The sequence below is a fragment of the Hymenobacter wooponensis genome (assembly GCF_004745865.1).
GTDB classification, from domain to species: domain Bacteria; phylum Bacteroidota; class Bacteroidia; order Cytophagales; family Hymenobacteraceae; genus Hymenobacter; species Hymenobacter wooponensis.
In genome coordinates this window covers 1,196,018-1,222,737 of record NZ_SRKZ01000001.1, presented here as the reverse complement: position 1 = coordinate 1,222,737, position 26,720 = coordinate 1,196,018, and the positions used below count along the sequence as shown (strand labels likewise).

General features: G+C 57.0%; 24 protein-coding genes. 12 read left to right on the top strand and 12 right to left on the bottom strand.

All coding sequences use genetic code 11. The annotated features are described in order from the left end of the window. Window positions 1-125: 125 nt before the first annotated feature. Both EU557_RS05065 and EU557_RS05060 read right to left on the bottom strand, forming a co-directional pair. Window positions 126-959 carry a CvfB family protein gene (locus EU557_RS05065; protein ID WP_135529305.1) on the bottom strand — a complete coding sequence of 278 codons (834 nt, stop codon included), beginning with the start codon at window positions 957-959 and terminating at the stop codon, window positions 126-128. Between the two features lie 142 nt (window positions 960-1,101). After that, window positions 1,102-3,015 carry a BamA/TamA family outer membrane protein gene (locus EU557_RS05060; RefSeq protein WP_135529304.1) on the bottom strand — a complete coding sequence of 638 codons (1,914 nt, stop codon included), beginning with the start codon at window positions 3,013-3,015 and terminating at the stop codon, window positions 1,102-1,104. Between the two features lie 221 nt (window positions 3,016-3,236). On the opposite strand from EU557_RS05060, the gene EU557_RS05055 reads away from it, so the two are divergent. From EU557_RS05055 to rfbD, 5 genes are all read left to right on the top strand, one after another. Then, window positions 3,237-4,502 (top strand): putative DNA modification/repair radical SAM protein, encoded by a 1,266-nt coding sequence (locus EU557_RS05055; protein WP_135529303.1) that lies wholly within the window; start codon window positions 3,237-3,239, stop codon window positions 4,500-4,502. A gap of 135 nt (window positions 4,503-4,637) precedes the next feature. Further along, window positions 4,638-4,823, top strand: a complete 186-nt coding sequence (locus tag EU557_RS05050; RefSeq protein WP_135529302.1) for a hypothetical protein — start codon at window positions 4,638-4,640, stop codon at window positions 4,821-4,823. Between the two features lie 51 nt (window positions 4,824-4,874). Further along, entirely contained in the window at window positions 4,875-5,756 is an 882-nt protein-coding gene (locus tag EU557_RS05045; protein ID WP_135529301.1) for an alpha/beta fold hydrolase, read from the top strand. A 10-nt stretch (window positions 5,757-5,766) separates the two neighbouring features. Then, window positions 5,767-6,702: a TIGR03915 family putative DNA repair protein gene (locus EU557_RS05040; protein WP_135529300.1), complete on the top strand. Its 936-nt coding sequence runs from the start codon at window positions 5,767-5,769 to the stop codon at window positions 6,700-6,702. A gap of 226 nt (window positions 6,703-6,928) precedes the next feature. After that, complete coding sequence (gene rfbD / locus EU557_RS05035) at window positions 6,929-7,786, top strand: dTDP-4-dehydrorhamnose reductase (protein ID WP_135529299.1); 858 nt, start codon at window positions 6,929-6,931, stop codon at window positions 7,784-7,786. A 102-nt stretch (window positions 7,787-7,888) separates the two neighbouring features. Here rfbD and EU557_RS05030 read toward each other — a convergent pair whose 3' ends face one another. From EU557_RS05030 to EU557_RS05015, 4 genes are all read right to left on the bottom strand, one after another. After that, entirely contained in the window at window positions 7,889-8,971 is a 1,083-nt protein-coding gene (locus EU557_RS05030) for a fatty acid desaturase family protein (protein ID WP_135529298.1), read from the bottom strand. A 288-nt stretch (window positions 8,972-9,259) separates the two neighbouring features. Further along, window positions 9,260-9,583 carry a hypothetical protein gene (locus EU557_RS05025; RefSeq protein WP_135529297.1) on the bottom strand — a complete coding sequence of 108 codons (324 nt, stop codon included), beginning with the start codon at window positions 9,581-9,583 and terminating at the stop codon, window positions 9,260-9,262. 170 nt (window positions 9,584-9,753) lie between these two features. Then, entirely contained in the window at window positions 9,754-10,989 is a 1,236-nt protein-coding gene (locus EU557_RS05020) for an MFS transporter (RefSeq protein ID WP_245326165.1), read from the bottom strand. A 143-nt stretch (window positions 10,990-11,132) separates the two neighbouring features. Further along, window positions 11,133-12,059, bottom strand: a complete 927-nt coding sequence (locus tag EU557_RS05015) for an AraC family transcriptional regulator (protein WP_135529296.1) — start codon at window positions 12,057-12,059, stop codon at window positions 11,133-11,135. A 180-nt stretch (window positions 12,060-12,239) separates the two neighbouring features. Between EU557_RS05015 and EU557_RS05010 the strand changes: the two genes are divergently transcribed. The 4 genes from EU557_RS05010 (at window position 12,240) to EU557_RS04995 (ending at window position 15,849) form a co-directional block, all read left to right on the top strand. Then, window positions 12,240-13,766, top strand: a complete 1,527-nt coding sequence (locus tag EU557_RS05010) for an aldehyde dehydrogenase family protein (protein ID WP_135529295.1) — start codon at window positions 12,240-12,242, stop codon at window positions 13,764-13,766. A gap of 140 nt (window positions 13,767-13,906) precedes the next feature. After that, a complete protein-coding gene (locus EU557_RS05005) occupies window positions 13,907-14,278 on the top strand; it encodes a hypothetical protein (RefSeq protein WP_135529294.1) in 372 nt (123 codons plus the stop codon). 74 nt (window positions 14,279-14,352) lie between these two features. Continuing rightward, window positions 14,353-14,763 carry a DUF779 domain-containing protein gene (locus EU557_RS05000; protein WP_135529293.1) on the top strand — a complete coding sequence of 137 codons (411 nt, stop codon included), beginning with the start codon at window positions 14,353-14,355 and terminating at the stop codon, window positions 14,761-14,763. Window positions 14,764-14,946: 183 nt separating this feature from the next. Beyond that, window positions 14,947-15,849, top strand: a complete 903-nt coding sequence (locus tag EU557_RS04995; RefSeq protein ID WP_135529292.1) for a manganese catalase — start codon at window positions 14,947-14,949, stop codon at window positions 15,847-15,849. A gap of 88 nt (window positions 15,850-15,937) precedes the next feature. Here EU557_RS04995 and EU557_RS04990 read toward each other — a convergent pair whose 3' ends face one another. Next, entirely contained in the window at window positions 15,938-16,399 is a 462-nt protein-coding gene (locus EU557_RS04990) for a YybH family protein (RefSeq protein ID WP_135529291.1), read from the bottom strand. A 104-nt stretch (window positions 16,400-16,503) separates the two neighbouring features. After that, window positions 16,504-17,034, bottom strand: a complete 531-nt coding sequence (locus tag EU557_RS04985; RefSeq protein WP_135529290.1) for a glycine zipper 2TM domain-containing protein — start codon at window positions 17,032-17,034, stop codon at window positions 16,504-16,506. Window positions 17,035-17,217: 183 nt separating this feature from the next. Between EU557_RS04985 and EU557_RS04980 the strand changes: the two genes are divergently transcribed. Both EU557_RS04980 and EU557_RS04975 read left to right on the top strand, forming a co-directional pair. After that, complete coding sequence (locus EU557_RS04980) at window positions 17,218-17,529, top strand: hypothetical protein (RefSeq protein WP_135529289.1); 312 nt, start codon at window positions 17,218-17,220, stop codon at window positions 17,527-17,529. A gap of 294 nt (window positions 17,530-17,823) precedes the next feature. Further along, the gene (locus tag EU557_RS04975; RefSeq protein ID WP_167855090.1) at window positions 17,824-19,506 is read left to right on the top strand and encodes an OmpA family protein; all 1,683 of its coding nucleotides are present in this window, start codon (window positions 17,824-17,826) and stop codon (window positions 19,504-19,506) included. Between the two features lie 89 nt (window positions 19,507-19,595). On the opposite strand, the gene EU557_RS04970 is transcribed toward EU557_RS04975, so the two are convergent. Continuing rightward, window positions 19,596-20,474 carry an EamA family transporter gene (locus EU557_RS04970; RefSeq protein ID WP_135529287.1) on the bottom strand — a complete coding sequence of 293 codons (879 nt, stop codon included), beginning with the start codon at window positions 20,472-20,474 and terminating at the stop codon, window positions 19,596-19,598. A gap of 217 nt (window positions 20,475-20,691) precedes the next feature. Between EU557_RS04970 and EU557_RS04965 the strand changes: the two genes are divergently transcribed. Further along, window positions 20,692-21,159 carry a hypothetical protein gene (locus EU557_RS04965; protein ID WP_135529286.1) on the top strand — a complete coding sequence of 156 codons (468 nt, stop codon included), beginning with the start codon at window positions 20,692-20,694 and terminating at the stop codon, window positions 21,157-21,159. 28 nt (window positions 21,160-21,187) lie between these two features. Here the strand turns inward: EU557_RS04965 and EU557_RS04960 are convergent, their stop codons facing one another. The 3 genes from EU557_RS04960 to EU557_RS04950 all read right to left on the bottom strand — a co-directional run bounded on the left by EU557_RS04960 (window position 21,188) and on the right by EU557_RS04950 (window position 26,711). Further along, on the bottom strand, window positions 21,188-22,105 hold the full coding sequence (locus EU557_RS04960) for an alpha/beta hydrolase (RefSeq protein ID WP_135529285.1): 918 nt from the start codon (window positions 22,103-22,105) through the stop codon (window positions 21,188-21,190). 101 nt (window positions 22,106-22,206) lie between these two features. Beyond that, window positions 22,207-25,434, bottom strand: coding sequence for an efflux RND transporter permease subunit (locus EU557_RS04955; protein ID WP_135529284.1), 3,228 nt, complete (start codon window positions 25,432-25,434; stop codon window positions 22,207-22,209). Between the two features lie 98 nt (window positions 25,435-25,532). Further along, complete coding sequence (locus EU557_RS04950; RefSeq protein ID WP_135529283.1) at window positions 25,533-26,711, bottom strand: efflux RND transporter periplasmic adaptor subunit; 1,179 nt, start codon at window positions 26,709-26,711, stop codon at window positions 25,533-25,535. Window positions 26,712-26,720: the final 9 nt, after the last annotated feature.

Below are 26,720 nucleotides of genomic sequence, written 5' to 3'. Positions count from 1 at the left end.
CACGTGAATTTCCGGGCTCGAGTCAGCCGCAAGTGGCCTACCTGGCAGCGAGGGTACACCCGAACAACTATTCCGGGTGTACCCTCGCTGCCAGGTAGGGACTAATATGAAAGCCCCTTCTTACATTATTTGCCCGCAACCAACCGCGTTTGCTCGGGCTCTAGTTGCACTTGACCACGCTTGTAGAGAGTGCCCAGCGCTTTCTTGAAGACTTTCTTGCTCATACCTAAGCGCCGGTAAATAGCGTCGGGCTCACTTTTGTCGCCGAGGGGTAAGGTACCGCCGGCTTGGCGCAGAGCATCAAGCAAGGTGTCGGCAGCGGCTAGAGCCTCGTCGTAACCGATGCGCTGCAGGCTCAGGTCGAGCTTGCCATCGGGCCGGATCTGACGGATGTAGCCCGTGTGCACGTCGCCGAGGCGTAGGGGCTTGAACACTTCATTGTGGTAGAGCAGGCCCTGGTGGGTGCCATCTACAATCACCTTATAGCCCAAATCGGTTTCTTCGGCCACAAAAAGCTCTGCGGCATCGCCCTCCTTGCCAGGGAAGGGGGCATCACTCAGAAACCACTCCCACTTCGCAGAGGCTACAATGCGGTCAGATGTGTCATCGAGGTACACAAACACCGTGGCCCGCTCGCCGGGGCGCAGGTTGCGGCGTAGGTTACTGTAAGGGAGGAGCAGATCTTTTTCCAGGCCCCAGTCAAGGAAAGCTCCGGTAGAAGTAACGTCGCGGACGGTGAGGGCAGCAAACTGGCCTACACGGGCATACGGCTCCAGCGTGGTAGCAATAAGGCGGTCCTCAGAATCGCGGTACACAAATACGCGCAGCACGTCGCCAACCTGGGTGCCTTCGGGGATGTACTTGCGTGGAATCAGCAGGTCGCCGTCGTCAGAAGTAAGGTACATGCCGAAGTCGACCTCGCGGGCTACTTCCAGTTCGTTGAAATCACCAAGGTTCATAGTTCTCCGATTATTGCTCGGTAGCTCACAAGTGCTACTTGCACCCTGAGCCGTTGGGCAAAGGTACTTTTGAAAATGAGGAATGCAGCCTAGGCCACTACAGGCCTACGCCCGCCCGACCGGCCGGTTTAATCTACGCCTGCTACTGATAGCGCACTGCCCCTGGCTGGCCGAAACTGAAGTCGCTGAAGTCGTAGTACGGCCGCGAGTTCTCGAAGATGCGGATGCCATTAGGCGTACTCATGCCGCGCGGGTAGAAACCGAAGGAAATCTGGAAGGTGCGCAGCGCGGCGTATTCATTCCGGAACCGTAGGCCTATCCCGAAGCCCGTGTAGGGCGCATCATAAAGCGGCAGCGGCCGTTCTGGGTCTTTGGCGTTCAGCCAGGCAATATCGGCAAAGGCAATAGCCGCCATCCGGAAGCCTAAAAACGAGACCGGCGTGAACATGGTCGTTTCGTAGTTTAGCACTACCCGGCTGGTGCCCAGCAACAGTTCCCCCGGCCGGAAGCCCCGTAGGCCATGCTCGCCCTCAATACTTAGGGGCCGCTCGCCTACTTGCCGGTTAACCCCAATGATGTTGCGCGTCCAGAGGAAGTGGCGCCACTGGTAGTTGCCGGTGTGGTAGAGGCGCGTAAAGTACAGCAGCTCTAAGCCCACCGAGCCCTGCTGCCAGTCTTGGTCGTACACGCGCTGGTAGCTGCCTACTTCTCCGTTCACATAGAGGTAGCCATGCTGGGGGCTGTAGCGGGCGTAGGCCAGTCGGGCACCATAGTATCGGCGGTTGCTGCGCTCATTAAACTCATAGCCAGTGGTGAGGCTGGCCAGCGTACCCGTGGGGATGTCTTCGGTGCGGCCAAAGCCAAACAAGTATTTATCCTTGTAGTAACGGCGCACACTGTACCCAATAGTGCCCAACATCAGGTTGGAGTTGTAATCATTGGGATAGGCGCGGCTGTCGAAGCTGGTGCGGATATTTCGAGCCGAGACAATCAGGCGGCCGGGGTTCTCGTACCCCAAATCGTAGCTGCGCAGGTGAAAGGCCCGGCCCAGCCAGGCGTCCTGCACGTTGTAGCGCTGGGCCTTGAAAACGTAAGGGTCTTCCTCGGAGCCGTCGCCGGAGGTGGCCACCAGGCCGTTCACGCGCCGGTAGCTGATTGAGCCGGCGTAGCGCGTATTTACCGAGTAAAAGTCGCGGCTGAAGCGCAGGGTAGATTCCTCGTTGCGGGTCTCATTACGATACAACGCTTGCCCATAAAAGAAGCTGCGAAACGGCACCAGGTAACTGCCAATGTACCGCCAGCTTTGGGCGCCCGGGCCCGTGTCGGTGCGGCCATAGTCTAGGCGGTTCCGGATCTGGTGGCCCTGGCCTAGGAAGTTGATGTCGCGTAGGCCTATGCCGCCGGCTCCTACATCGCGCAGCTGAAAAGAGCCGCTGATGCTAAACACGTCCTTCGTGATAACCTGAATATCAACGCTGTCGGCCGTGGAGGTGCGCTCGTTCACAAATACCCGAGCATCCAGAATTTCCGACGTTTGGCGCAGCAAGCGCTCCGATTCCGACAAATCCTGCGGCTCTAGCTCATCGCCCACCCGAAATAACAGCACCTGCCGGATGCGCGAGCGAGTGGTCTTGATATGAAAGGTATTGCCAGTTTTCTCCAGAATGTTGCGCGGAACGCGCGTAGAGTCGGTAATGCTGAACCCAAAGGCATCGAGGGTGCGAATGTTGATGCTCCGCACAATTTTGTAGCTGTGCTGATCAAACTGGCGGTCCAGCAGCACGGCATCCAACCCGGCTTTGTCCTCGCGCCGTTCCGTAAAGTTGAAGAGCGCGGAGGCAGCTTTCCCGGCAATGGTCTTACGCTTAGTGTAGGCTTTAAGGCTATTAAGCATGCGCTCCTCATCGAAGCGGCGGCGCAGAGAGTCGCGTCGGGCGGCTGGGCGGGTAATGGTATCGGCGGGAGCGGCAGCCGGGGTAGTTTGGGCAACGGCGGGCACAGGGAGGCCTAGGCCTACTAGCCACCAAAACAGCCCCAAACACACCAGATACTTCATAGGTCAATAATAGCCCGCAGCTACCCTTATGCAAGGTACAGCTTAACCCAGTTTTATGCTTGATTTCCCGCAGTAGCCAACCGCATTTTACTTGCTAAAGAAACTGTGTAGTGCTAGGAAGAAAGCGGACAGTAGTGGGAACATTTCTAACGAAATTAGTCTTAAGATATATTGCGCAATCCGCCGCAAGCTGCTATTTTTAAGCCGACAAACCGCCCCGCATGAACGAGCGTATCCAGGAAAAGCTAAGTATTTTGGCAGATGCCGCGAAGTACGATGTATCGTGCTCCAGCAGCGGCGGAAAGCGCAAAAACGAGAACAAGGGCCTGGGCAATGCTGAAGGCATGGGCATCTGCCACAGCTACACCGAGGACGGCCGTTGCGTGAGCCTGCTGAAAATTCTGCTTACCAACCACTGCATTTTCGATTGCGCCTATTGCGTGTCGAGGAAGAGCAACGATGTAAAGCGCGCCGCCTTTACGGTGGACGAAGTGGTGGACCTGACCATGAACTTCTACCGCCGCAACTACATTGAGGGCTTGTTCCTGAGCAGCGGCATTTTCTCCTCGCCCGACTACACCATGGAGCGCCTCGTGCGCATTATCAAAAAGCTGCGCACCGAGCATAAGTTCAATGGCTACATTCATGTGAAAGCCATTCCAGGTGCTTCGGAGGAGCTGATCCAGGAAGCCGGCCTCTACGCCGACCGCCTGAGCGTGAACATTGAGCTGCCCTCGGAGATGAGCCTGACCACGCTGGCCCCCGAGAAGAACTACCAGGAGATTCTGACGCCGATGGCGCAAATCCGGGACGGCATTCAGCAGAATAAGGAAGAGAAGGCACTATTTAAGAAGGTGCCCCAGTTTGCCACGGCTGGCCAGAGCACGCAGCTCATCGTGGGCGCCTCAGCTGAAAACGACCACCAGATCATTCAGCTCACCGATTCGCTTTACAAGGGCTATGGCCTGAAGCGCGTGTACTACTCCGGCTACATCCCGATTACTGACGACGCGCGCCTGCCCCAACTCACGCAGCCGCCTCTGATTCGGGAGCATCGCCTCTACCAAACCGACTGGCTGATGCGCTTCTATGGTTTCCAGGCCGATGAAATTTTGGACCCCGAGCATCCTTTCCTGGACCTGGAAGTGGACCCCAAGCTGGCCTGGGCCCTGCGCAACCGCCACGTGTTCCCGGTAGATATCAATACCGCCGACTACGAGATGATTCTGCGCATTCCGGGGGTGGGTGCCCGCTCCGCTAAGCGCATTGTAGCCGCCCGGCGCTTTTCTCCCATCACCCTTGACCACTTGCAGAAGTTTGGCGTGGTGCTCAAGCGTGCCCGCTACTTCATCACGTGCCGCGGCCAGGCCCTGGAGAAGCGCGACTACGATGAGCAGACCATTCGCCGCCAGATTCTGTTTGGGGCGGGCTCGGTACGCTCGGCTCTGGTAACGCAGCAGCTAGACCTGTTCGCGCAAGCCAGTTGACCCACCGCTGGGATATGTGCTAAGAGTAAAGGAGAAGGAGAGGTGGAGCGCAGGCGCAAGTGGCTGATCAGTAAAGTAATCTGAAAACATACTCACCAATAACACCCTAGTAGCTCATTCCTAACTACCACCACAATGACTATCTCTCATCGCGCCGCCGACGCGTCGGCCGCCTCTGCTAAAGCCGCCAAACCTATGAAAGTAGCCCGGATTGCCTGTTGCTGTAAGCTCGCTGATTTACTTCCCTTGGTACAGCAGCTGCATCAGGAAGCTGCCCGGGCCCACGCTACCAAGCAGGGGCAGCGCTCGGAGGCTGCATAGAAAACGGCTACTACGCGCAACCCCGGCCCTGGGGAAGTGGTAGGAGAGAGGGTGGCTTATGAACTTGATTATACCTTCGTTCGCACCAACGGCATTACGCTGCATGTGGTGCAGTGTGGCCCGGCCGAGGGGCCGCTGGTGATTCTATTGCACGGCTTTCCGGAGTTCTGGTACGGCTGGCGCCATCAGATAGAAGCGCTGGCCGCCGCCGGCTACCGCGTATGGGCTCCCGATCAGCGTGGCTATAACCTCTCTGACAAGCCCTCACGGGTGCAAGACTACCGCATAGAACAGCTAGGTGCCGATGTGCTAGGCTTGCTAGATGCGGCGGGAGAGCAACAAGCTTTTGTGGTGGGGCACGACTGGGGTGCGGCTGTAACGTGGTGGCTGGCAGCGCATCATCCGGAGCGGCTGAAGCGCGTAGCTATCCTGAATGTGCCGCACCCGGCGGTGCTAGGCCAGGCGCTGCGCCGGGCACCCGGGCAGTTGGTTAAGAGTTGGTACATATTCTTCTTTCAGCTGCCCTGGCTACCCGAGCGGCTGTTTCGGCGGCGGCAGTTTCAGTTTGGCCGTCGCGCTTTGCGCGGGACCAGCCGCCCGGGCACGTTTACCCGCGATGATCTGAAGCACTACGTAGCCGCATGGTCTCGGCGTGGCGCCCTTAGCGCTATGATTAATTGGTACCGCGCTGCTTTCCGTAAAGCCAAGCGCGTAGGCCAGGTGGGGCGCATTACCATTCCGGTGCGCATGCTGTGGGGCCGCCAAGATGCTTTTCTGGAGCCGGAGCTGGCGCAGTTAAGCGTAGGCCAGTGCGATAATGCCGAGCTGACCTACTTCGATACAGCCACTCACTGGCTGCACCAGGAGGAGCCCGCCGCGGTGAACAAGCTACTTCTAGAGTTTCTGGCTGCAGAGCCTACTTCTTCTGACTGAACCAGCATCCATGAGTCGTTCTCTCACGCCAACCCGTCGTTCAACTTCCTCAACACCGGCTGCCGCAGGAGCTGGCGGCGCAGCTCGGTCAAATGTAACGGCACTGACCAATCCGCCGCTGGACTACGTGTATGATGGGTCGTTTGAAGGGCTGCTTTCGGTGCTGTTTGCCATTTATGACCGCAAAGCGGCCCCTAATACCATTCAGCCACTTGGTACGGTGCAGGGCGGCCTTTTCGCGCAGCCAGTAGAAATTGACACCGACGAGGCTACTGCCACCCGCGTGTGGGAGGGACTGCTACGGCACATGGACCAGGAGGCTCGCACCCGGCTGTTTCACACGTTCCTCAGTGAGCAGCCCGACCGTGAGTTGCTCATCTTCCGCTACGCCGATTTGGCCATGCGCACCGGCCGCGACATTTCCGACAATTACACCGACGAGAATGTGCGCCGAGTGGCCCACATTGCTCAGCAGATGTACCGCGAGAAGCACCGCATGGAGGCCTTTGTGCGCTTCGAAAAAACCAGCGACGAGCTTTTCCACGCTACTATTGACCCCGACTTTGACGTGCTGCCGCTCATTGCGCCCCACTTCACCAAGCGTTACGCCGACCAGCGCTGGCTGATATTTGACAAGCGCCGCCGCTACGGCCTCTACTACGACCTTACACGCACCGATGTGGTAGAGTTTGAAACCAACACAGCTCAGCGCAACACCGATATTTCAGCCACCGTGCTTGATGAGCGGGAGCCGCTGTTTAAGCTGCTCTGGCAGTCTTACTTCGACCACGTGAACATTCCGGAACGCAAGAACATGAAGCTGCACCGCCGTCACATGCCCTTGCGCTACTGGCGTTACCTCAGTGAAAAGCAGCCCCGGGAGCAGCGCTTTGAGCCCATCAAAAACAAGCGCCCGCCCGGCAGCCAACCGGCTCTAGGCCAGTAAGTGAAGTGACACTGTGTGCTACAATAGCAGGTGGCCAGCTCTACGCAGGATAGTGGCCTAGGAGCAGCCTAAACATAACCGTAACAAGGAGAGTGGAAATTTGCTGGTTGGCCGATAGGTGAAAACCCTAAATTGCGGCCGAAACAATAGCAGATGGCCGCATCATGCGGATAGCCGTCTGCGCCGTATTCTCGGCCTAACGCTTACCCTAAATCTCTCCGCAGTAATGAGTAAAATAATCGTTTTTGGTGCATCTGGTCAGCTGGGGCAGTGCCTGCAGCATGTGGCAAAAGAAAGAGGCATTACTGACATCGTGTTTCTGCCCGAGGAGCAGGCCGATATTCTGAAGCCAGAGGTATTACATGCCGCCTTTGCCGAGCACAAACCCGCCTACTGCATCAATTGCGCTGCTTATACTGCCGTAGATAAGGCAGAAGATGACGTTGACATTGCCCGCAAAGTAAACCGTGATGGGGTAGCCAACCTCAGCAAGCAATGCGCCGAGTTCGGTACCACGCTCATTCAGATATCCACTGATTTCGTGTTTGCTGGCACCGGCAACGAGCCCCTCACGGAAACCGATGAGGCCGCGCCCATCAGCGTATATGGCCTCACGAAACTCGAAGGCGAGCAAGTAATTTCCGAGTACACCGAGAAATTCTTCATCCTGCGCACCAGCTGGCTCTACTCTGAGTATGCCAACAACTTCGTGAAAACCATGCTGAAGTATGGCCGCGAGCGGGACGAAATGAAGGTTATCTGGGACCAAGTAGGCACACCCACTTATGCTATTGACTTAGCGGGCTGCATCCTCACCATCACCGAGACGCAGAACCAGCAGTACGGCATCTACCACTACAGCAACGAGGGTCTGACCTCGTGGTACGACTTCGCAAAGGCCATTTTCGAGCTGAGCAATACCACCGTCCGGACGCTGCCAATCCGTACGTCCGAGTACCCTACCAAGGCTACCCGCCCGGCGTATTCCGTAATGGACAAGTCGAAAGCCAAAGCGCAACTCGGCGTATCCATTCCGCACTGGCGCGAAAGCCTGGAGCTGTGCATTAGCCGCCTAGAGGCCTAGGCAGTTTCAGCGTATCGAGTAAAGCAAAAGCCCCGACCAATGGCCGGGGCTTTTGCTGTTTAGGACTACTAGAGGCCTGGAAGATGGTGCGCAACACTCGCTTTAGGCGGCACGGCCAAGCTGGTGCAGGATGCGGTAGTGGGAGCGAAGCGCAGAGAGGAAGGAAGGGTTTTCCAGGTACGGAAGCTCAAATTCAAGAGCCGTTTGCTGCACAATTTTGGACAAGGCCGGATAGTGAATGTGGCAGATGCGCGGAAACAGATGGTGCTCAATCTGCCGGTTTAGGCCGCCGCACAAGAAGCCAGCTATGGCACTGCGGGGCGCAAAGTTGGCCGTGGTCCGGAGCTGATGCACGGCCCAGGCCTCCTGTACATCACCCGTTTCATCGGGAGAGGGGAAGGCCGTACCTTCTACCACGTGGGCAAGTTGAAACACCAGGCCTAGCACCAGCCCTTCTACCAAATGCAGGGTTAAAAAACCGATGATGAACTGCCACCAGGTAATATCTAACACTACCAACGGCAGCACAATGAACAGCAGATAGTAGAGCGCCTTGTAAACGAACAGATTGACGTACTCCTTGCGCGGGTGCCGTGGGGTAGGGTGCTGCCCGATTTGGGGTTTGAAAAACTTGATGTAGTCTTTACGCAGTACCCAGGAGAGCGACGCTAGGCCATACAGCGGGAAGGCGTACACATGCTGAAAACGCTGCCAGGGTCGCACGGGCTCTTCTTCTGACAATCGAATCAGCCCCGGGGCCACCTCAATATCTTCGTCGTGGCCAGGGATGTTGGTATAGGTGTGGTGAACGATGTTGTGGGTAATCGTCCACACGTAGGGGTTGGCGCCAATCAGGTTGAAGAGCAGGCTGAATACTTTATTCACCCGCTTGTTAGCTGAAAAGGCGCCGTGCAGGGCATCATGGCAAATATTGAAGCCAATGAAAGCGCAACAAGCCCCCAGCAGCCCAGCCAGGCCTAGCAGTACCCAAGGTCCAAACTGACCCGAGATGATCAAGCCATAGAGCCCGGCAAACGCCACCAGGAAAAAGATAGTTTTAGCCCACATGGCCCCATTGGCGTGCCTGGAGAGCTCCTGGCTGTGGAAGTACTCATCAACCCGCTCGCGCACGGTGGCGAAGAAAGTTGAGCGGTTGGCGTTGACAAATTTGAGGGGTTTGGTCATCAGGAACAATGCTATGCTAAAGCAATGCACACTGCCTTGCCCATTATTAAGAAGAGTAAATGTATTGGTTCTAACCCCAACAGTAGCCAGAAAGGTCCAGCAGGGCGGGTAATTATGAAATTGCCTAGTTCCAATGCTGTTTTTTAGGCTTATAGGTGGCTATCAACACAAGGCAAGAAGTAGGCTGTAACAAACAGACAACCTCGTCGATAGGTCAAGCAGGCTTATATACAGCAAAGCCCCGGCGGAGTAGCCGAGGCTTTGCTGTTACAGTAGGGATGGGGAGAATTAGCGACGGTAACCGTAGTCGCGGCCGTGGTCATCGTGGCGGTGCTGGGCTTCCCAGCGGGCGCGCTCGGCGGCACGCTGTTGCTCCTGCCGACGCTGGGCTTCTAGGCGGGCCCGCTGCTGGGCGGCAGCTTGGCGCTGGCGCTCCAGTTCATACTTGCGCTGAGCGGCTTCGCGCCGGGCCCGCTCTACTTCGGCTTTGCGGTCGTAGCGGATGGCTTCTTTGCGGGCTTTGTAAGGATCAGAAGGGGCAGCTGCGGCAAAGGAGGCAGAGCTAGCAAACAGGCCTAGAGCGGCAACGAGAGAAAAGAGGGAGGCTTTCATGGCTTAAGAAATAAGGAAGAAGTGGAAAGGAAAGTAGCACTGTGTGCTTGCCTGACTACTTGCAAGCCGTGTGCCGTGTGCTTGCCCAGGGCGGGCTCCCGGCCTTTCTTCTCTTCCAATAGGGCAGTTTTATCGTCTTACTCCCGCCTTTTCTCTACCAAGAGTTAGCCCTAGGCCACCGGGCTAATAGCAGCGCGCCCATAAAAGCGGTTTAGCAGGTAGGCCAGCACCACAAAACCCAACCCTACACCACACACGCCGGTCCAGTGGAAATGGTCCCAGGCAATACCGCCCAGGAAGGAGCCCATAGAAGCCCCGATGAAACAGGCCGTCATGTACACGGTGTTTAGGCGGCTGCGAGCCTCTGGGCGCAGCGTGAAAATGCGGGCCTGGTTGGAAATGTGCGTCATCTGCTGGCCGATGTCGAGAATAATTACCCCCACAATGAGGCCTAGCAAGTAGTAACCCCCGAAGCCCAGCAACAGGTAAGCCCCGAGGAACAACAGAATCCCGAGGTTGAGGGCGTAGTCAGCGCCTTTAGTGTCGGCGCTTTTGCCCGCGAAGGACGCCGCAAACGCCCCGCTGGCCCCGATAAGCCCGAACAGGCCCGCAATATCGCTGCCGTAGCGGTAGGCGGGGCTTTCCAGGAAGAACACTAGGGTAGTCCAGAAGGCGCTAAAGCCGGCAAACATGCACGCGCCCACCAGCGCCGAGCGTCGCAGTACCGGCAGCTCCGTTGTGAGCGTCCCCAACGACTTCAGCAAACTACCGTAGCTACCCGCAAACTGAGGCTGGTTGCGCGGCAGCATGCGGGCCAGAATGGCCGTAAGCACCACCATTACGCCGGCGCCGGCCCAGAACATAGTGCGCCAGCCGAAGTGGGCGCCCACATACCCACTAATGGTGCGCGAGAGCAGAATGCCAATCAGTAGGCCACTCATCACCTTGCCCACTACCCGGCCGCGCTCCTCGTCGCTGGCCAGGGAGGCGGCCATCGGAATCAGGAGCTGAGGTACCGCCGAGAAAATGCCGATGAGCAGGCTGGCCGCGGCCAGCAGGGCAAACGTAGGAGCGAAAGCCGCTCCAGCCATGCACACTGCCGAGCATAGCAGCAGCACCAGCGTCAGGCCTTTACGCTCCCGCTTATCTCCCAGCGGCACCACAAACAACAGGCCTAGCGTGTAGCCAACCTGCGTGATGGTAGCCACGAGGCTGACGTTGCTTTCTGACAAGCCAAAGGTGCGGCCAATTTCGGCCAGCAGGGGCTGGTTATAGTAAATGTTGGCTACCACCAGGCCGCAGGTAATAGCCATGAGCCAAACCAGTGCCGGAGCCAGGGGGGCGGAAGGGGTAGGACGTACGTCCTCTGTCACAGGCTGAGCTTCAGCCGCTGCTACTTCTTTCATGAGGCAAATAAGAGGCGCTGCAGAAAGAGCAACGGCCTACGTGGCCTCAGTAACAGGTTTCTGACGCAGAAGGTTATAGCTGGCAACAACTTGGTGGCCTAGCCCAACATGGTAAGCTGGTATCAGCAAGCCGGAAGCCGGTGCTATACGCCGTACTGCTTTTTGTACAGCCCAGGCGTTACGCCTTCGTATTGCTTGAACAGCTTCTGAAAGTAGGCCGTGTTGTTGAACCCAGCCCGGAAGCACACATCGGCTACGGTTGAAAGCGGGTTGCGAAGCAGGCGCTTGGCCTCGGCCAGGCGCTCCTGAATGATATACTCGACAGGGGTGAGGCCTAGCTCGCGCTTAAACACCCGGAAGAACGTGGCTTTGCTCATGCACGCCAGCTCGCTGAGCTTTTCCACGGTGAGCTGCTCAGTGAGGTGCTGCTTGATGTACTGCACCACGTGGGCGAAGCGATGGGAGGTGAGGTGCTGGGCGTAGTTATGGAAGAGGAGCTGCCGGGCCTGGGTTTGCATCAAGCGCACCAGCATTTCCTGAATAGTGAAGCCCGCCAGCACATCCTTCACGCGGCCCGTGTCGCGGGAGAGCTGCACTAGGCGCTCTAGGGTGCCGGTAAGCTCGGGCGTGTTCTGGAAGTGAGCATGCTCGGTGGTGTCGAGCTGCCAGGGGAGGTGCTCTTCGGCGCGGGGGTGTTGTTCGTTGAGCAGGTCAACGGTTTGCCGGATGGTATCGGTAGGAATGGCCACGGCCAGACACTGCGTGGGGTGAGCCTCATCGGCCTCCGGGAAATCAATCACCATGGTTTGATTCTCTCCCACTATCACCGACTCGCCGGGCAGGTATTCAAAGGCGGGTTGCCCGGCCAGGTGCATAATTTTCTTGCCGCGCAGCATAGTAGTCAGGACCAAGTTGCCCATGCTCAATGGCACCCGGTGCGCGGCCTGATGGGTTTCAAACACGTTCAGCTCGAAGGCTTCCAGCGCGTACACTGTGCGGTTTTCCACCAGTGTAGAGAGCTGGTCGGGGTGGTGCAGAGCAATAGGAGCGGGCAGGTGGGAGGTAGGCATGGGCTGTTTAGTAAAACTTTCTTGCCAGGATGAACGCGCAGGTAGTACAAGATAGTGAGTCATCACTTAGTATGCTACCACATTGCGACGATAGGTGGCTTTTGTGAGAGGATAGGTGAACCGTAGCCCGGAATAAGAAACCTAGCTTGGATTATCCAAAACCAACATCCCACTCGCACCATGGAAACCCTAGAAAAACCCACCACTCTCGTTGATCGGCCCAAGTTCAAGTCCCACTACGACAACTTCATCGGCGGCAAGTGGGTGGCTCCGGTGAAAGGTCAGTACTTCGAAAACCCGTCGCCCATTGACGGGCAAGCCTTCTGTAAAGTAGCCCGCAGCACCAAGGAAGATATTGAGCTGGCGCTGGATGCGGCGCACAAAGCCTTCGAAACCTGGAAGCATTCTTCGGCCACCACGCGCAGCAACATGCTGATGAAGATTGCCGACGTGATTGAGCAAAACCTGCAGCACCTGGCCGCCGTGGAGTGCGTGGAGAATGGCAAGGCCATCCGCGAAACCCTCAACGCCGACCTCCCGCTGGTGGTAGACCACTTCCGCTACTTCGCCAGCGTTATTCGGGCCGAAGAAGGCTCCGCTACGGAGCTGAACGAAACCACACTATCACTGAACATCAACGAGCCCCTGGGCGTGGTAGGCCAGATCATCCCTTGGAACTTCCCGCTGCTAATGGCTACCTGGAAGCTGGCTCCGGCCCTGGCCGCCGGCTGCTGCGTGGTGATGAAGCCCGCCGAGCAGACCCCCGCTTCCATTATGGTGCTCATGGAGCTGATTCAGGACCTGCTGCCGCCCGGCGTGGTAAACGTGGTGAACGGCTTCGGGCTGGAAGCGGGCAAGCCGCTGGCCTCGTCGCCACGCATTCAGAAGGTGTCGTTTACGGGTGAAACCACTACGGGCCGTTTGATTATGCAGTACGCGTCCGAAAACATTATCCCCGTGACGATGGAGCTGGGTGGCAAGTCGCCGAACATCTTCTTCAAGTCGGTGATGGATGCCGACGACGATTTCCTCGATAAAGCCATTGAAGGGGCCGTGATGTTCGCCCTCAACCAAGGCGAAATCTGCACCTGCCCCTCGCGCATGCTGGTGCACGAAGACATTTACGACGAGCTGATGCCCCGCGTGATTGAGCGCGTGAAGGCCATCAAGCTGGGCAACCCGCTGGATATGGAAACCATGATGGGTGCCCAGGCCAGCAACGACCAGTTCGAAAAAATCCTGAGCTACCTGGAAATTGGCAAGGCCGAAGGTGCCGAGGTGCTGACCGGCGGCGATGCCTACCACCAGGAAGACGGGGCCTTGGCTGAGGGCTACTACATTCAGCCCACCGTGTTCCGGGGCCACAACAAAATGCGCATCTTCCAGGAAGAAATCTTCGGGCCGGTGCTATCGGTAACCACCTTCAAAACCACCGAGGAGGCCATTGCCATTGCCAACGACACGCTTTATGGCCTAGGAGCCGGCGTCTGGACCCGCGATGCCCACGAGCTCTACCAAGTGCCCCGCGCCATTCAGGCCGGCCGCGTGTGGGTGAACTGCTACCACGACTATCCCGCGGGTGCGCCGTTCGGCGGCTATAAGTCGTCGGGCTTCGGGCGCGAGAACCATAAGATGATGCTCTCGCACTACCGCCAGAACAAGAACATGCTCATCAGCTACAGCCAGCAGAAGCTGGGCTTCTTCTAGGCCAGTAACCGCCGGAGTCTGCGGAAAGAACAACGTCTCATCACTACAGAGTGGTGAGACGTTGTTTCATTTACTTGAAGAATAGCAACTTGTTGTAGGTAAGTACGTCTTTATCTGAGCAATATTTTATCTCAGCTAGTATGCATACTATTCCGTTAGCCGCAATAGTTACCGGGCTTTGGGGCCTGACCAGCCTCGCTGCTCACGCGCAGAAATTGCCGGTGCCAGGCCAGAAAAATCCCGACTGGAAGCTGCAGAAAACGGAAGAGCTCTTCTCTTCTGAGTTGCTGGCCGCGCAACCTAGGCCAGTGCCCATGCCGTCGCCTAAAATAAGTGGTGGTACCCTCGACAGTGCTGGCAATTGGCACATTCTATACGACCCCAAGCATAACATCCGATACAATCTGAAAGAGCAGAAACGCGGGTGGGTGCGCGTGCAGAACCTGGAAACTGGCACCGTCTACACGTATCAACGTGCCCCTGAAAGAACCGGAAAACTCAAAGCAAATTGAGAGTGGCCTACGCATAAGCGCGTACTATATGCAGCTCGCTAGGCCTGTTTGTAAGTAAACTCCGACCCCTACGTATGTCTACTGAACCCACCCCACGCGTGCTGGTAACGGCCGCCGCTGAAGCTACTATCGATTTATTACGCGATGAGCACGGCCCCCTCATGTTTCACCAGAGTGGTGGCTGCTGCGACGGATCATCGCCCATGTGCTTCGCGGCCGGCGAGTTCCGGGTGGGTGCCAACGATGTGTGGCTAGGCCAGATTCACGGCTGCGACTTCTTTATGAGCGCCTCGCAGTTTGAGTACTGGAAGCACACGCAGCTCACCGTCGACGTGACCAAAGGCCGGGGCGCAAGCTTTTCTTTGGAAATTCCGCTGGGTGTACGGTTTCTGATTCGCTCGCGCCTGTTCACCGAAGAAGAGTCGGCGAATATGGCCCCAGTTTATGATGGCGAAGAATACATAGATCGGCGGGTAGCGGAGTAGCAAAACCCTATAAACGGTCGAGATTGTAGTAAGATATACGGAAGGGAACCCGTATAAAAGCGGAATAAAACCCGTATTTCCTGCCTGGTAAGAAGGCGGGAGGAGGGCGTATAGCTATTCAGGGCCACTAATAACAAGCAGTGGCCTAGCGAACTATCCTTTCACCCATCATCTTACCACCTCATGTTTTATCACGACCGAGAACTCCAGTACAAAGTCCGGGTTGACAAACCCAACCCCGCATTTGCGCGCATGCTGCAACAAGCTATTGGCGGCATCGAAGGCGAAATACGGGTATGTCTGCAGTATATGTTTCAGGCCTGGGGTGCCCGTGGCCCAGTGAAGTACCGCGACATGCTGCTGGAAACCGGCACCGAGGAAATGGCGCACATCGAGATGCTGGCTACGGCTGTGGCCCTGAACCTAGAAGGTGCCCCCACCAGCATGCAGGATGAGTTTGCTAAGGATAAAGTAGTGGGCGCCGTGCTGGGCGGCATGGACCCGCGCCACATCCTGTCGTCGGGTATGGCAGCCATGGCCGTTGACTCCAACGGGGTACCATTTAACGGCTCTTGGGTAGTAGGCAGCGGCAACCTGGCCGCCGATATGTACGCCAACGTGATGGCCGAAAGTACGGGTCGGGTGCTGGCTACCCGGCTCTGGGAAATGACCGACGACCCCGGTATGAAAGACATGCTTTCCTTCCTGATTGCCCGTGACACCATGCACCAAAACCAGTGGTTGGCTGTGCTGGAAGAACTGGGCGGCCTTCACGGCGTGCACCCCATCCCGAACTCTTTCCCACAAAGCGAGGAAGTAAAAGACTTCAACTACGCCTTCGTGAGCACCTACATCGGCAACCAAACCACCGAGGGCGGCCGCTGGACGCAAGGCAACTCCATTGACGGCAAAGGCGAGTTCCACCTGAAAAAAGCCGCTCCGCTGGGCGGTGAGCCCAAACTGGCTCCTCCAGTACCCGAAGGTCACGCGCAAAAAGAACAAATGACCATGGCAGATACGGTAATTGGCACCGTAGCCGATAAAGTGAAGGGTGCCATTAGCGGCAGCGGTGGCTCACCTGAATAGGTAATTGCTTTACCACCATCAAACAAAAGAGGCCTGGCAGTACTGCCAGGCCTCTTTTGTTTGATGGGTTATAACGAGGTATACTTGGTTAGCGCACCTTCACGGGTAAACCTTCCAACTGCACGTAGCTGAGTTTCCAGTTATTGTTCTTTTGTTTTTTCCAAAGTAGGATAAAGTTACCTTCGCCTTCACCGTGGGGCTGGCCGGGAGTTTCGGGCAGCACATCCGTGGAGAACGTGCCGGCCTCGTAAGCAATATTATCACCGGCACCCGTGCTGGTGGTGTAGGTCTTCAGGTCGGAGATGGTACCCATGGTAGCGCGCACCCACTTGTCCGATACTTCTGACTTGCCGTTGAAGCGCGTTTCTCCCTGGGCGTACTGTACGTCGTCGGCCAGCAGCGTATCGAGGGCGGCTGTGTTTTTGGCATTCCAAGCCCCAATGAACTGTTGGTTGAGCGTTTGCACGTTTACAGCAGTGGCATCAGTTTTCGGACCGGAGCAAGAGGCCAGCAAGGCGCCCCCTAGTAGGAGGCCAAGAAAGGGTTTCATGGAAACAAGGGTTTGGTAAGAGAGCAGAACGAGAAAGAAAATGCTAAGTAACACAAAGCCCAGGTACTACGACCTGGGCTTTGGGCAATTAGATAAAAGAAAGATTACCAGCTCTTACGACGCACCTCCGAAGAAGGGTAAGCAGCATCGCGCTGACCGAAAGCCGAGTTAGGCAAATAGGCCGAGTTCACGGCAAACGTGCTAGGAGCACCGGGAGAAGCAAAGCTGTTCATCATGGCTGGGGCAGCAGCGGCAGGAGCAGCCGTTACAGGGGCAGCAGCGAGGGCAGTGTTTGCCTTGCTACGAGCAGCACCTTGGGCTAAGCCTTTGCGATACGCAGCGGCACGCTGCTGCTCAGCCCGACGGGCGGCGGCTACGCGAGCAGCTTCGGCGCGGCGCTTGTTATCAGCATTACGGCCGATAGCGTAGCCTAGGCCACCTCCGGCAACACCCCCCACAGCACCACCTACTACGCGGTTTTTCTTGTTGATTAGCGCACCGGCGGCAGCGCCACCAATACCACCAATCACGGCGCCTTTGGCGCTAGAGCTAATTCTATTCTGCGCTTGCGCATACCCACTGAAAATAGTGGTGAAAAGAATTACAAAGGCGAAAATTACACTGACCTTTTTCATGACTAAAAACTTTAGGGTTCAGGAGGCTTGTGTTTAACTGTGATAATTGCATTTACAAGCACCATGCCAATACGGAAGCAGCTTGCATGAGGTTAATGCTTGAAACCAGAACGCTACTATCATGCCAGGTCGGAGAAAAGCCTTGTTAAACTCCGTGAGGGCTGTTTAGCGTATAGCTCTTCCATGGAAGAACAGTGGCTGCTAAGTGTGCGAGAGAGCGTGAGCCTAACGGGGTTGGGCATTTTACTGTTTCCAGCCTCAGAGGCCACGCAGTTAAGCAACTTTGCTTTACACACTGCCCTACAACTGCGCTTGCGCCAGCCCAATGGCCTCGAGGAACGCTCTATAGCTACGGTAGAAGAAGTTTCGCGGCCTAGCAGCACCGCAGAGCCCGGCCTAACTGAACGCGTGTTGTTGCTCACGCAAGAGAATACTGCTATGCCACCGTCCGGGACGGAAGTGTGGTGGACCGGAGAAGAAGCACCTTGGTGGTAAGCAAAGCGGCGAAACGCGCTAGGTCAATGATACTTTCAACGATATTATAACTGTCTTTTAACAGGATTATTTTGGGTTGAACGGAGGGTGTTGTAGCGCTTGTTGGGTGCTGGTAGTTGCTTGGTAATGAGCAATATTATGTGATTAACGCCTCTGATAGCCGATCTGGCGGCATTAGGTATTTTCTATTTTTATCAACCCGTAAGTAGAACTATCTTGCTGCTTCGTAGCATAGCTGTTGGCCGCCCCTTGATGAAGAATTATCTACTTGCTTCTCGGATTTTAGTACTGCTTTTGATTCTGCAAACGGTTAAGCCGCTTGGTAGTCTGGCCCAAACCTCGGAGCGTCGGACTAGCATAGGAATTAACGCCAATGTGCTGCAATACAAAGGCGACTTTGGCTCCGACTACTGGAAGTTTACCAACAGCAAGCAGTATACGCCCGGGATAGCGCTTAACCAGTACCTCACCAAGGGCCTAGATCTGAATGCCCAGCTTTTTTACGGAGAGCTATCTGGACAAACCACGCCTACTACTCGTTTTACTACCACGTTGGTCAACGCCAATGTGGCCTTTAAGCTGAAGCTCAATAATGGCTGGGCGCTGAAGGAAAGCTTTCCTATTCAGCCCTACCTGCTGGCCGGCGGCGGCTGGACTTTCGCTAGCCGCGCTGGTTTGCCCGATAGCAATCAGTTCGAGGAAAACCACAGCTACCTGGATGTAATGATGGGGGCGGGCATTAACGTGCGCCTAGGTGGTGGCGTAGGCCTATTCGTGCAAAGCAGCCAGCATATGCCCATGGGGGCTAACCTAGATGGCTCACTAGAAGCTAGCACGCCGCGGTGGTCCGACCGCTTCCTACAGCATACCGTCGGGCTGACGTTTAACCTCGGCCAGACGCCCGACGAGGATGAGGATGGCGTGCCCGATGCCAAGGATAAATGCCCCAATACTTCCCGCGACGTAGACGTAGATGACCACGGCTGCCCCCTTGACGATGACGAGGATGGAGTGCCCAACTACCAAGACCAGTGCCCCGACCAAGCTGGTACAGCACAGACCAACGGCTGCCCCGATACCGATGGGGATGGAGTAGACGACACGGACGACGTATGCCCGGAGGTGGCCGGGAAGCCCGAACTGCGAGGCTGCCCCGATACGGACAATGACGGCATTGCCGATCAGGAGGATAAATGCCCCAACACGCCCGCCGGAGCAGATGTAGATGGCAGCGGCTGCCCTACGGCCCCCGTAGTGGCACCGGCTACCCCTGAAGATACGGACAAGGATGGAGTGCCTAATGCGGAAGACCGCTGCCCCGATCATGCTGGCCCAGCTACCAACCAGGGCTGCCCAGAGATAACGGCTACTACTCGCCAACGCTTGCAGGAAGCTACCAAGCTCATCGGCTTCGAGCTAAACAAGGCTACCTTGCTGCAGGCTTCTTCCCCCACCCTGGATACCTTGGCTCGCATTCTGAAACAGTACCCCGACTACTCCCTGAGCATTGCAGGCCACACTGACAGCCGTGGACCTGCGGCCTTTAACCTGCGCCTTTCGCGGGAGCGGGCGGCCGCCGCTGGCCGCTACCTACTTACCCAAGGAGTGGCCGAAAACCGTGTGGAACTGCGTGGCTACGGCTCCCGTCAGCCGCTTACTACCAACGATACCGAGGCGGGACGCACGCAGAATCGGCGCGTAGAGTTCGACTTGTACCTAACCGGCGACCCTAGCACCGCTCAAGTAAAATACGGGGCTGAGCCAACCGTTGCTCCCGCCGTGCCAGTTAAGCCCGCGAAAGCAATTCCGGGTAAAAAGCACACTTCCTCGAAGCGGGCAAACCAGAAAGCTGCGGCCCGCAAGCAGCCGCAGCGCCCAGGTGCTACGAAGGGTGCGGCTACTCCTAGCCGTACCAAGGTGGGTAGCAAAAAAGCAACTCCCTCAACAGTACGCCCCACTGCCACGAAGGGTAAGTAGGAGGTTTGAGCCTCTGGTAGTGGCCTAGCCATGGTGCAAGTTGAGCGGTGGACTATTGCTAGACGCCGTAGGCCTGTAATGGCAAGCGCTTACTCATTAACCGGCACCGCTGGCTGCGTTTTACCGGAGGTAAGAGTAGCGCCTACGCTGGCCAGCACAATAAAGCCCACGGCCAGCCACTGGCTGCCAGTGAGGTGTTCATCGAGCAGAAGCCACCCCGAAACCGCCGCTGCCACCGGCTCCAGGCTCATCAGGATGCTGAAGGTGCGGGTGGGCATTGCTTTCAGCGCTTGCATCTCAAGCGTAAAGGGCAGCACACTGGAGAATAGAGCCAGCAGGCCGCCTAGCAAGAGTAAATGCGGCGTTAGGTTGGTAAGCTGGCCACTGCCCAGCCCAAACGGCAGAATCAGTAGACTAGCCACCAGCATTCCGATGGCTACCGCCACCGAACCAGGCAGTACGGCGGCCGTGCGCTGGCCTAGCACAATGTAAATGGCCCAGGCTGCGCCGGCTGCCAGGGCAAACAATAGGCCTAGCACATCAAGGCCGTGGCCGCTCCAGGGGGCAATAAGGGCAATGCCCGTTCCTGCTAGCAGCACCCACACCACATCTGTCCAGCGCCGCGAGCCCACCAGCGCTAACGTTAAAGGCCCCACAAACTCCAGCGTGACGGCCAGCCCCAGAGGAATGCGAGCCAGGGCACAGTAAAACAGAAAGTTCATGCTACCCAAGGCAAGGCCATAAGGCACCACGGCGCGCCACTGCTGAGGCTGCAACCGTCCGAGGTGAGGCCGCACGGTCACTAGCAGCAACAGGGCCGAAAAGCCGATGCGTACACTAGCCGTACCAGCCGCGCCGAGTGCAGGAAATAAGCCCTTGGCAATAGCAGCCCCACCTTGCACACTTACAATAGCGAGTAATACCGCAGGCAGCGGCGGTAATGTAAAGCGGCTAGGGGAGGAGGGCATGGGTACAGCGTAGGGTGCGGGCATTGAGGCAACAGCGCCATGCCCGCGCAACGAAGGTAGAAGCAGAGCTACACTTTATGCCTGCCGTAAGCCCCAATTCCTTATTCGCTAGCCCAGCAAACCCACGGTTCTTAGCTTCTTTAAGGAGTAACACAAGCCCCATTCTATGGCTTTCCGTGTATCTTAGTAAAGCATATAGGTTTGTTAGCTATTACCCATGCATTTAGATAATCAGCCAATCGATAGGCCTGTTCACGCAGTGGTAGATCAAGAACTGCCGGCCGCTTTATGGCAAGACATGGCCACCGCAGAGTCGTCGAGCAAAGAATTAGGTAAGCGAGATAAATTGGCGGTGAAAATAGTCTCCACTGCTACCAAGCTTCGCCCGTTGTTTGAGTTACTGGAAAGAATTCAGCCGCACCTAGAGAATGACTCTGTGTTTAGCTCGCGGCGAGAAAAAATCAATGCCCAGGTAGCCATTGTGCGGGCGCAGCTGAAATCAGAGCAGCCCAAGCACAAAGCCATTGCCGATGCCTTTCACACCATAGGTGAGTTTGTGCGGGAAGAAGCCAAAGAGGTTACCAAAGACGAAGTGAAGGAGTCGGCGAAGCGCTTTGTGCTGGCCACCGTGAAAAATGCCCCATCCATTATAAGCGCCGCCCAGCAGGCCCGGGCCCTGTACTAACGTACTGGCCGCTGAACCCGCTAGGCCACTATTTGAGCCAGCCACCAGCCTCCAGCCAGTTCTGCAGTCGGTCGGTCCAGTTGTCTTTGGTGGTCTTGTTATTCATGCCAAAGCCGTGGCCGCCTTGAGGGTACAAGTGCATTTCTACCGGTACGTTGTGGTGCAGGCAGGCTTCATAAAACACCAGGGCGTTCTGCACTTTCACCACTTTGTCGTCTTGGGCGTGCACCAGGAAGGTGGGTGGCGTTTGAGCAGTTACCTGTAGCTCATTGGAGTACAGCTTGGTTTGCTCCGCTGCGGGCTTTTCCCCGAGCAGGTTAGTGCGGGAGCCCATGTGCGTCAGGCTATCGGAGAAGCTGATAACGGGGTAGATCAGCATCAGAAAATCGGGGCGCACAGAAGTTTGGTCCTTCACGTCGCCAACTGGCCTAGCGAAGTGCGTACCCGCCGTAGAAGCCAAGTGGCCGCCTGCCGAAAAGCCCATCAGTCCCACGCGGGCAGGGTTGATGGCGTACTCGCTCGCCTTTTGCCGCACCAGCCGGATGGCCTGCTGGGCATCGAGCAGCGGCGTAATGGACTTGTCGGTTTGGCTTGCGTCGAGGGGGAGGCGGTACTTCAGCACGAAAGCTGTGATGCCCATCTCATTAAACCGCCGGGCTACATCGTGGCCTTCGTGGTCCATGGCCAGCATGGCGTAGCCGCCACCGGGGCAAACGATAACCGCCGTGCCATTGGGTTTGGCCGGCTTATACACCGTAAGAGTGGGCTGTACTACCTGCGAAATGCGGGGGCTGCCATCGGGCCTCTTGGTTACGGCCTCTGCCGTTTTGCTCGGTTTAGAATTGGGTACAGCACCCGAGTAGAGGGGAATAACCGGTTGGTTTTGAGCGTGCGCGAAGGTCACGGTGGTCAGGCAAGTGAAAAGGAGGAAAACTAGTTTGCGCATAGCAGGAAGGCAGTAGAGTAAGCTGTGGCGCTAATGTAAAAAAGAACGTCATGCTGACTAGGGTAGCAGCATGACGTTCTTTCTTATTTCAGCGGAGTGGCCTAGGCGGGGCTAGGTACAGCCGAATGGTCGCCTTCACCGGGGCCTTCTTCTTTGGGGCCGCCGTGCTCTTCATCGGGCTTGTAGTTGGCTTCCAGCTCAGCTAGTTTCTCTTTGCCGTAGGCGAAGCGCGTGATGAGCACATACAGCACCGGTACAATAAAGATAGCCAGCAACGTAGCCGAAAGCATACCACCCAGTACCGTCCAGCCAATGGTCTGGCGGCTTTGGGCACCAGCGCCAGAGGCAAATACCAGCGGCAGAACGCCCAAAATGAAGGCCAGCGAGGTCATCACGATGGGGCGCAAGCGTAGTCGCACCGCTTCCAGGGTAGCATCCACCAGCGGCATTCCCTTATCAACCCGCTCTTTAGCAAATTCGATAATCAGAATGGCGTTTTTAGCCGACAGACCAATCAGCGTAATCAGACCAATCTGGGCGTACACGTTGTTGGTGAGCTTGGGCAGGAAAATGAGCGCCAAAATAGCGCCAAAGGCCCCCAGGGGTACGGCCAGCAGCACCGAGAACGGCACCGACCAGCTCTCGTAAAGCGCGGCCAGGAACAGGAACACGAAGGTGAGCGACAGCGCAAAAATGTACACCGTTTGGCCTCCCGCCAACTGCTCTTCGCGGGTCAGGCCCGAGAACTCAAAGCCGTAGCCAGCCGGCAATGCTTGCGCCGCCGTTTCCTGCAGCGCTTTGATGGCGTCGCCAGAGCTGTAGCCTGGCGCGGCGTTGCCGTTGATTTCTGCGGAGCGGAACAGGTTGTAGTGCGAGATGAGCGGGGCACTTTCTGAGCGTTTGTAGCTTGTGAGCGTGCTCAGGGGCACCATGCCCCCCGAGCTGTTGCGCACGTAGTACTGGCCTAGGTTCGAAATATCGCCGCGGTACATAGAGTCGGCCTGGGTTACGACGCGGAAGTTGCGGCCGTAGACCGTGAAGTCGTTCACGTAGGCGGAGCCGAGGTACGTGCGCAGGGCGGTACCGATGTCCGAAATAGAAACGCCAAGCTTTTTGGCCTTCTCCCGGTCAATTGTCAGCTCGTAGCCCGGCGTGTTAGCGGTGAAGAACGAGAAGGCGCCCGTAATTTCGGGGCGCTTGCGCAGAGCTCCCAGGAAGTTCTGCAGCTGCGCGTCGAAGTTCTTAATGTCGCCGCCAGCTTCGCGCTCCTGCAGTACAAAGGAGAAACCGCCTGTGTTACCGAGGCCCGGAATAGCGGGCGGAGAGATAACTACAATGTTAGCCTCTTTTAAGTAAGCCAGGCGCTTCTGCACGGTGGCAATAAGGCCCTGCAATTGCAGCTCGGCATCCTTCCGATCTTCCCACGGTTCGAGCTGGCAAAAGACGGTGCCGCTGTTCGATTTTGAAGAGAAGTTTACGGCGTTCAGGCCACCTAGGCCAGCATAATGGCGAATGCCTTTAGTCTGGCTTAGCTCCTTCATAATGGCATTCAGCGTGCTCACGGTGCGCTCCGTGGCAGAAGCCTCGGGGAGGTTGAAGGTGATAATGATACGGCCTTCATCCTCAGTTGGAATAAAGCCGCCGGGCTTCTTGGCAAACAGCAAACCGGTGCCCGCTACAATGCAGACTAGGATGATAACCACGAAGCGGGAGTGTTTAATGCCCCGCTGCACGCCGCTGCTGTACTTGGAAGTAACTCTCTCAAACCAGTTGTTGAACTTGAAGAACAGCTTATCCAGGCCCCTCGACTGCTCTCCACGCTTGTGAGGCTTAAGCAGCAGCACGCACAGAGCCGGCGTGAGCGACAAGGCCACGAAGGCGGAAATGATTACTGAAATAGCAATGGTAATAGCGAACTGCTGGTATAAACGGCCCGTGATGCCGGGGATGAAGCCCACCGGCACGAACACCGCCGCCAGAATCAGGGCAATGGCAATAACCGGGGCCGATATTTCCCGCATAGCCGCCAGGGTGGCGTCCAGCGGGTTCAAGCCTCGCTCGTTCATGTTGTGCTCCACTGCTTCCACCACTACAATAGCGTCGTCTACCACAATACCAATGGCCAACACAAAGCCGAACATGGTGAGCGTGTTGATGGTAAAGCCCAGCGGAATGAACATGATGAACGTTCCGATGATAGATACGGGAATTGCCAGCACCGGGATAAGCGTGGAGCGCCAGCTCTGCAGGAACAGGAACACCACAATAATTACCAGCACCAGCGCCTCTACCAGCGTGTGCAGCACTTCCTCAATGGACACTTTTACCACGGAAGCAGCCTCGAAGGGCACTACGTAATCAAGGTCGACGGGGAACTGCTTTTTCAGCTGCGCCATCGTGGCGTTTACGTTTTCGTAGGTCTCCAGAGCGTTGGCGCCGGGGGCCTGGTACACCAGCAGGTAGGCGGCCCGCTTGCCATCCACGTAGGAATTGTTGGCATAGTTAAACTTACCCAGCTCCAGGCGCGCTACGTCTTTGAGATATACCACGGAGCCATCATCGGGCCGGGTCTTTACGATGACGTTGCCAAACTCCTCCGTATCAGTCAAACGACCTTTCACGAATACAATGTACTCGAACGTCTGGCCCTTCTGGGAGGGCGGGGCACCAATGGAGCCAGCCGCAATCTGGGCGTTCTGCTCCTGAATAGCGGCGGTTACTTCCTGAGCCGTAACACCCAGCTGGGAGAGCTTATCGGGGTTGAGCCACACGCGCATCGAAAAGTCATCGGCGCGGGATACAATATCACCTACCCCCTTCGTGCGCAGCAAGGCGTCCTTGATGAACACGTTGGCGTAGTTGTCGAGGAAGGTGGTGTTGTGGGTGCCTTTGGGGGCGTACAGAGCCACCAGCATCAGGATGCTGGGGTTACGCTTCCGTACTACTAGGCCTAGGCGCTGCACTTCCTGGGGCAGCGTAGGCTGGGCAATGCCCACCCGGTTCTGCACGTCGAGGGCGGCAATGTTGATGTCGGTGCCCACCTCGAAGTTCACGGTCATACTCATCTGACCGTTGCTGGTGCTATTACTCTGCAGGTAGGTCATGCCGGGCGTGCCGTTTACCTGCACTTCCACGGGCGTGGCTACCGTTTGCTCTACCGTTTGGGCATCGGCGCCGGTGTACGTTCCGCTCACCGATACGGTGGGCGGCGTAATTTCCGGATACTGGCCTACGGGCAAGTTCAGGATGGCCAGCACCCCCACCAACACAATCACCAGGGAGGTGACAATGGCGGTAACGGGGCGCCGGATAAAGGTTTCTGCAATCATGATGAGGCTGTTAGCGGATGCGCTTAATAGGCGTAAGCCTGAGCTTAGCTTCCTAGCTCAGCTGAGTGAGAAGGCTACACTCAGCTGTATTAATTAACTTATTTGGCACTGCCGCCAGCCGGGGGCGTGCCGGTACCGGTGCCAGTACCCTGGGTGTTAGCTCCGGCGGGAGCACCGGCCTGAATCTGGCCGCCATCGCGGAGGCGCTGCAAGCCCTCGGTAACTACTTGGTCGCCGGGCTTGATGCCTTCCATTACCACAATCTGGTCGCGCAGGCGCGGGCCCAGCTGCACTTTGCGCTGGTGAGCCTTGCTGCTGTCGCCGGCCACGAAAATGAAGTTTTCACCCATCTGCTCCACCACTGCTTTGTAGGGCACCACCACGCGGCGGCCCGACTGCCGGTTGAGCACGCGCAACACAGTGCTCATGCCATCTTTCAGTTGGCGCTTGGGGTTAGCAAACTGTACCCGAATCTGCACCGTACCCGTTTGCTGGTTCACGCCCCGGTCGATGGCGAGAATTTTACCGGGCTGGTCGTAGCGGGTGCCGTCGGGCAGTACCAGGCGGAAGGTAGAGTCGCCCTTGCCGCCAGCCTGGCGCTGCAGGTCAGCAAAGCGGTTCAGGTCTGATTCCGTGATAACAAAGTCAACGCCCATAGGGTCTTCGGCGCTGATGGTGTTGAGCAGAGTAGAGCCAGGGCTAACCTGCGAGCCAAGGCGCACTTGCGAGATACCAATGCGGCCCGAAAAGGGGGCTCTGATGAGCGAGTAGTCGAGGTCGGTGCGGGCGGCAGCTACGTTGGCCTGGGCTACCCCTACTTGGGCCTGAGCCGTGGCGTAATTGGTGCGGGCGTTGTCCACAATCTGGCGGGCCACGGCGTCTTGCTCCAGTAGCCGCTCGTAGCGGTTAAGGTTTACCTGGGCGTTCTGCACAGTGGCCTGGGTGCTGCGTAGGCCTGCCAGCGCCTGCTGGTAAGAGGCCTGGTACTTGCGGCGGTCAATCTCGTAGAGCGTTTTGCCCTTCTGCACCACATCACCTTCCTTGAAGAAGATATTGGTAATGAAGCCCGCCACCTGGCTGCGCAGCTCCACGTTGTTAATGGCAACTACGGTAGCCGGGTACTCATCGTAATACACGGCGTCGGTGGCTTTGGCTTCTACCAGCGTAACGGGTGTGGCCGGCGGCGGGCCAGCCGCTTTTTCATCTTCTTTTTTGCCACAGCTAGCCCCGGCAAACAGGCCGGCGGCGTACGAAAGGGCAATAAGGGTCTTCTTCATATACATACG

Bases quoted from the DNA above. Each gene is read 5' to 3' on its own strand.
- EU557_RS05000 (WP_135529293.1), top strand. From the start codon at position 14,353: ATGTCTACTGAACCCACCCCACGCGTGCTGGTAACGGCCGCCGCTGAA.
- EU557_RS05030 (WP_135529298.1), bottom strand. From the start codon at position 8,971: ATGACCAAACCCCTCAAATTTGTCAACGCCAACCGCTCAACTTTCTTC.
- EU557_RS05020 (WP_245326165.1), bottom strand. From the start codon at position 10,989: ATGAAAGAAGTAGCAGCGGCTGAAGCTCAGCCTGTGACAGAGGACGTA.
- EU557_RS05010 (WP_135529295.1), top strand. From the start codon at position 12,240: ATGGAAACCCTAGAAAAACCCACCACTCTCGTTGATCGGCCCAAGTTC.
- EU557_RS05065 (WP_135529305.1), bottom strand. From the start codon at position 959: ATGAACCTTGGTGATTTCAACGAACTGGAAGTAGCCCGCGAGGTCGAC.
- EU557_RS04985 (WP_135529290.1), bottom strand. From the start codon at position 17,034: ATGAAAAAGGTCAGTGTAATTTTCGCCTTTGTAATTCTTTTCACCACT.
- EU557_RS05015 (WP_135529296.1), bottom strand. From the start codon at position 12,059: ATGCCTACCTCCCACCTGCCCGCTCCTATTGCTCTGCACCACCCCGAC.
- EU557_RS04960 (WP_135529285.1), bottom strand. From the start codon at position 22,105: ATGCGCAAACTAGTTTTCCTCCTTTTCACTTGCCTGACCACCGTGACC.
- EU557_RS05060 (WP_135529304.1), bottom strand. From the start codon at position 3,015: ATGAAGTATCTGGTGTGTTTGGGGCTGTTTTGGTGGCTAGTAGGCCTA.
- rfbD (WP_135529299.1), top strand. From the start codon at position 6,929: ATGAGTAAAATAATCGTTTTTGGTGCATCTGGTCAGCTGGGGCAGTGC.
- EU557_RS04970 (WP_135529287.1), bottom strand. From the start codon at position 20,474: ATGCCCTCCTCCCCTAGCCGCTTTACATTACCGCCGCTGCCTGCGGTA.
- EU557_RS05005 (WP_135529294.1), top strand. From the start codon at position 13,907: ATGCATACTATTCCGTTAGCCGCAATAGTTACCGGGCTTTGGGGCCTG.
- EU557_RS04980 (WP_135529289.1), top strand. From the start codon at position 17,218: ATGGAAGAACAGTGGCTGCTAAGTGTGCGAGAGAGCGTGAGCCTAACG.
- EU557_RS05050 (WP_135529302.1), top strand. From the start codon at position 4,638: ATGACTATCTCTCATCGCGCCGCCGACGCGTCGGCCGCCTCTGCTAAA.
- EU557_RS04950 (WP_135529283.1), bottom strand. From the start codon at position 26,711: ATGAAGAAGACCCTTATTGCCCTTTCGTACGCCGCCGGCCTGTTTGCC.
- EU557_RS05055 (WP_135529303.1), top strand. From the start codon at position 3,237: ATGAACGAGCGTATCCAGGAAAAGCTAAGTATTTTGGCAGATGCCGCG.
- EU557_RS05025 (WP_135529297.1), bottom strand. From the start codon at position 9,583: ATGAAAGCCTCCCTCTTTTCTCTCGTTGCCGCTCTAGGCCTGTTTGCT.
- EU557_RS04955 (WP_135529284.1), bottom strand. From the start codon at position 25,434: ATGATTGCAGAAACCTTTATCCGGCGCCCCGTTACCGCCATTGTCACC.
- EU557_RS04990 (WP_135529291.1), bottom strand. From the start codon at position 16,399: ATGAAACCCTTTCTTGGCCTCCTACTAGGGGGCGCCTTGCTGGCCTCT.
- EU557_RS04965 (WP_135529286.1), top strand. From the start codon at position 20,692: ATGCATTTAGATAATCAGCCAATCGATAGGCCTGTTCACGCAGTGGTA.
- EU557_RS05040 (WP_135529300.1), top strand. From the start codon at position 5,767: ATGAGTCGTTCTCTCACGCCAACCCGTCGTTCAACTTCCTCAACACCG.
- EU557_RS04995 (WP_135529292.1), top strand. From the start codon at position 14,947: ATGTTTTATCACGACCGAGAACTCCAGTACAAAGTCCGGGTTGACAAA.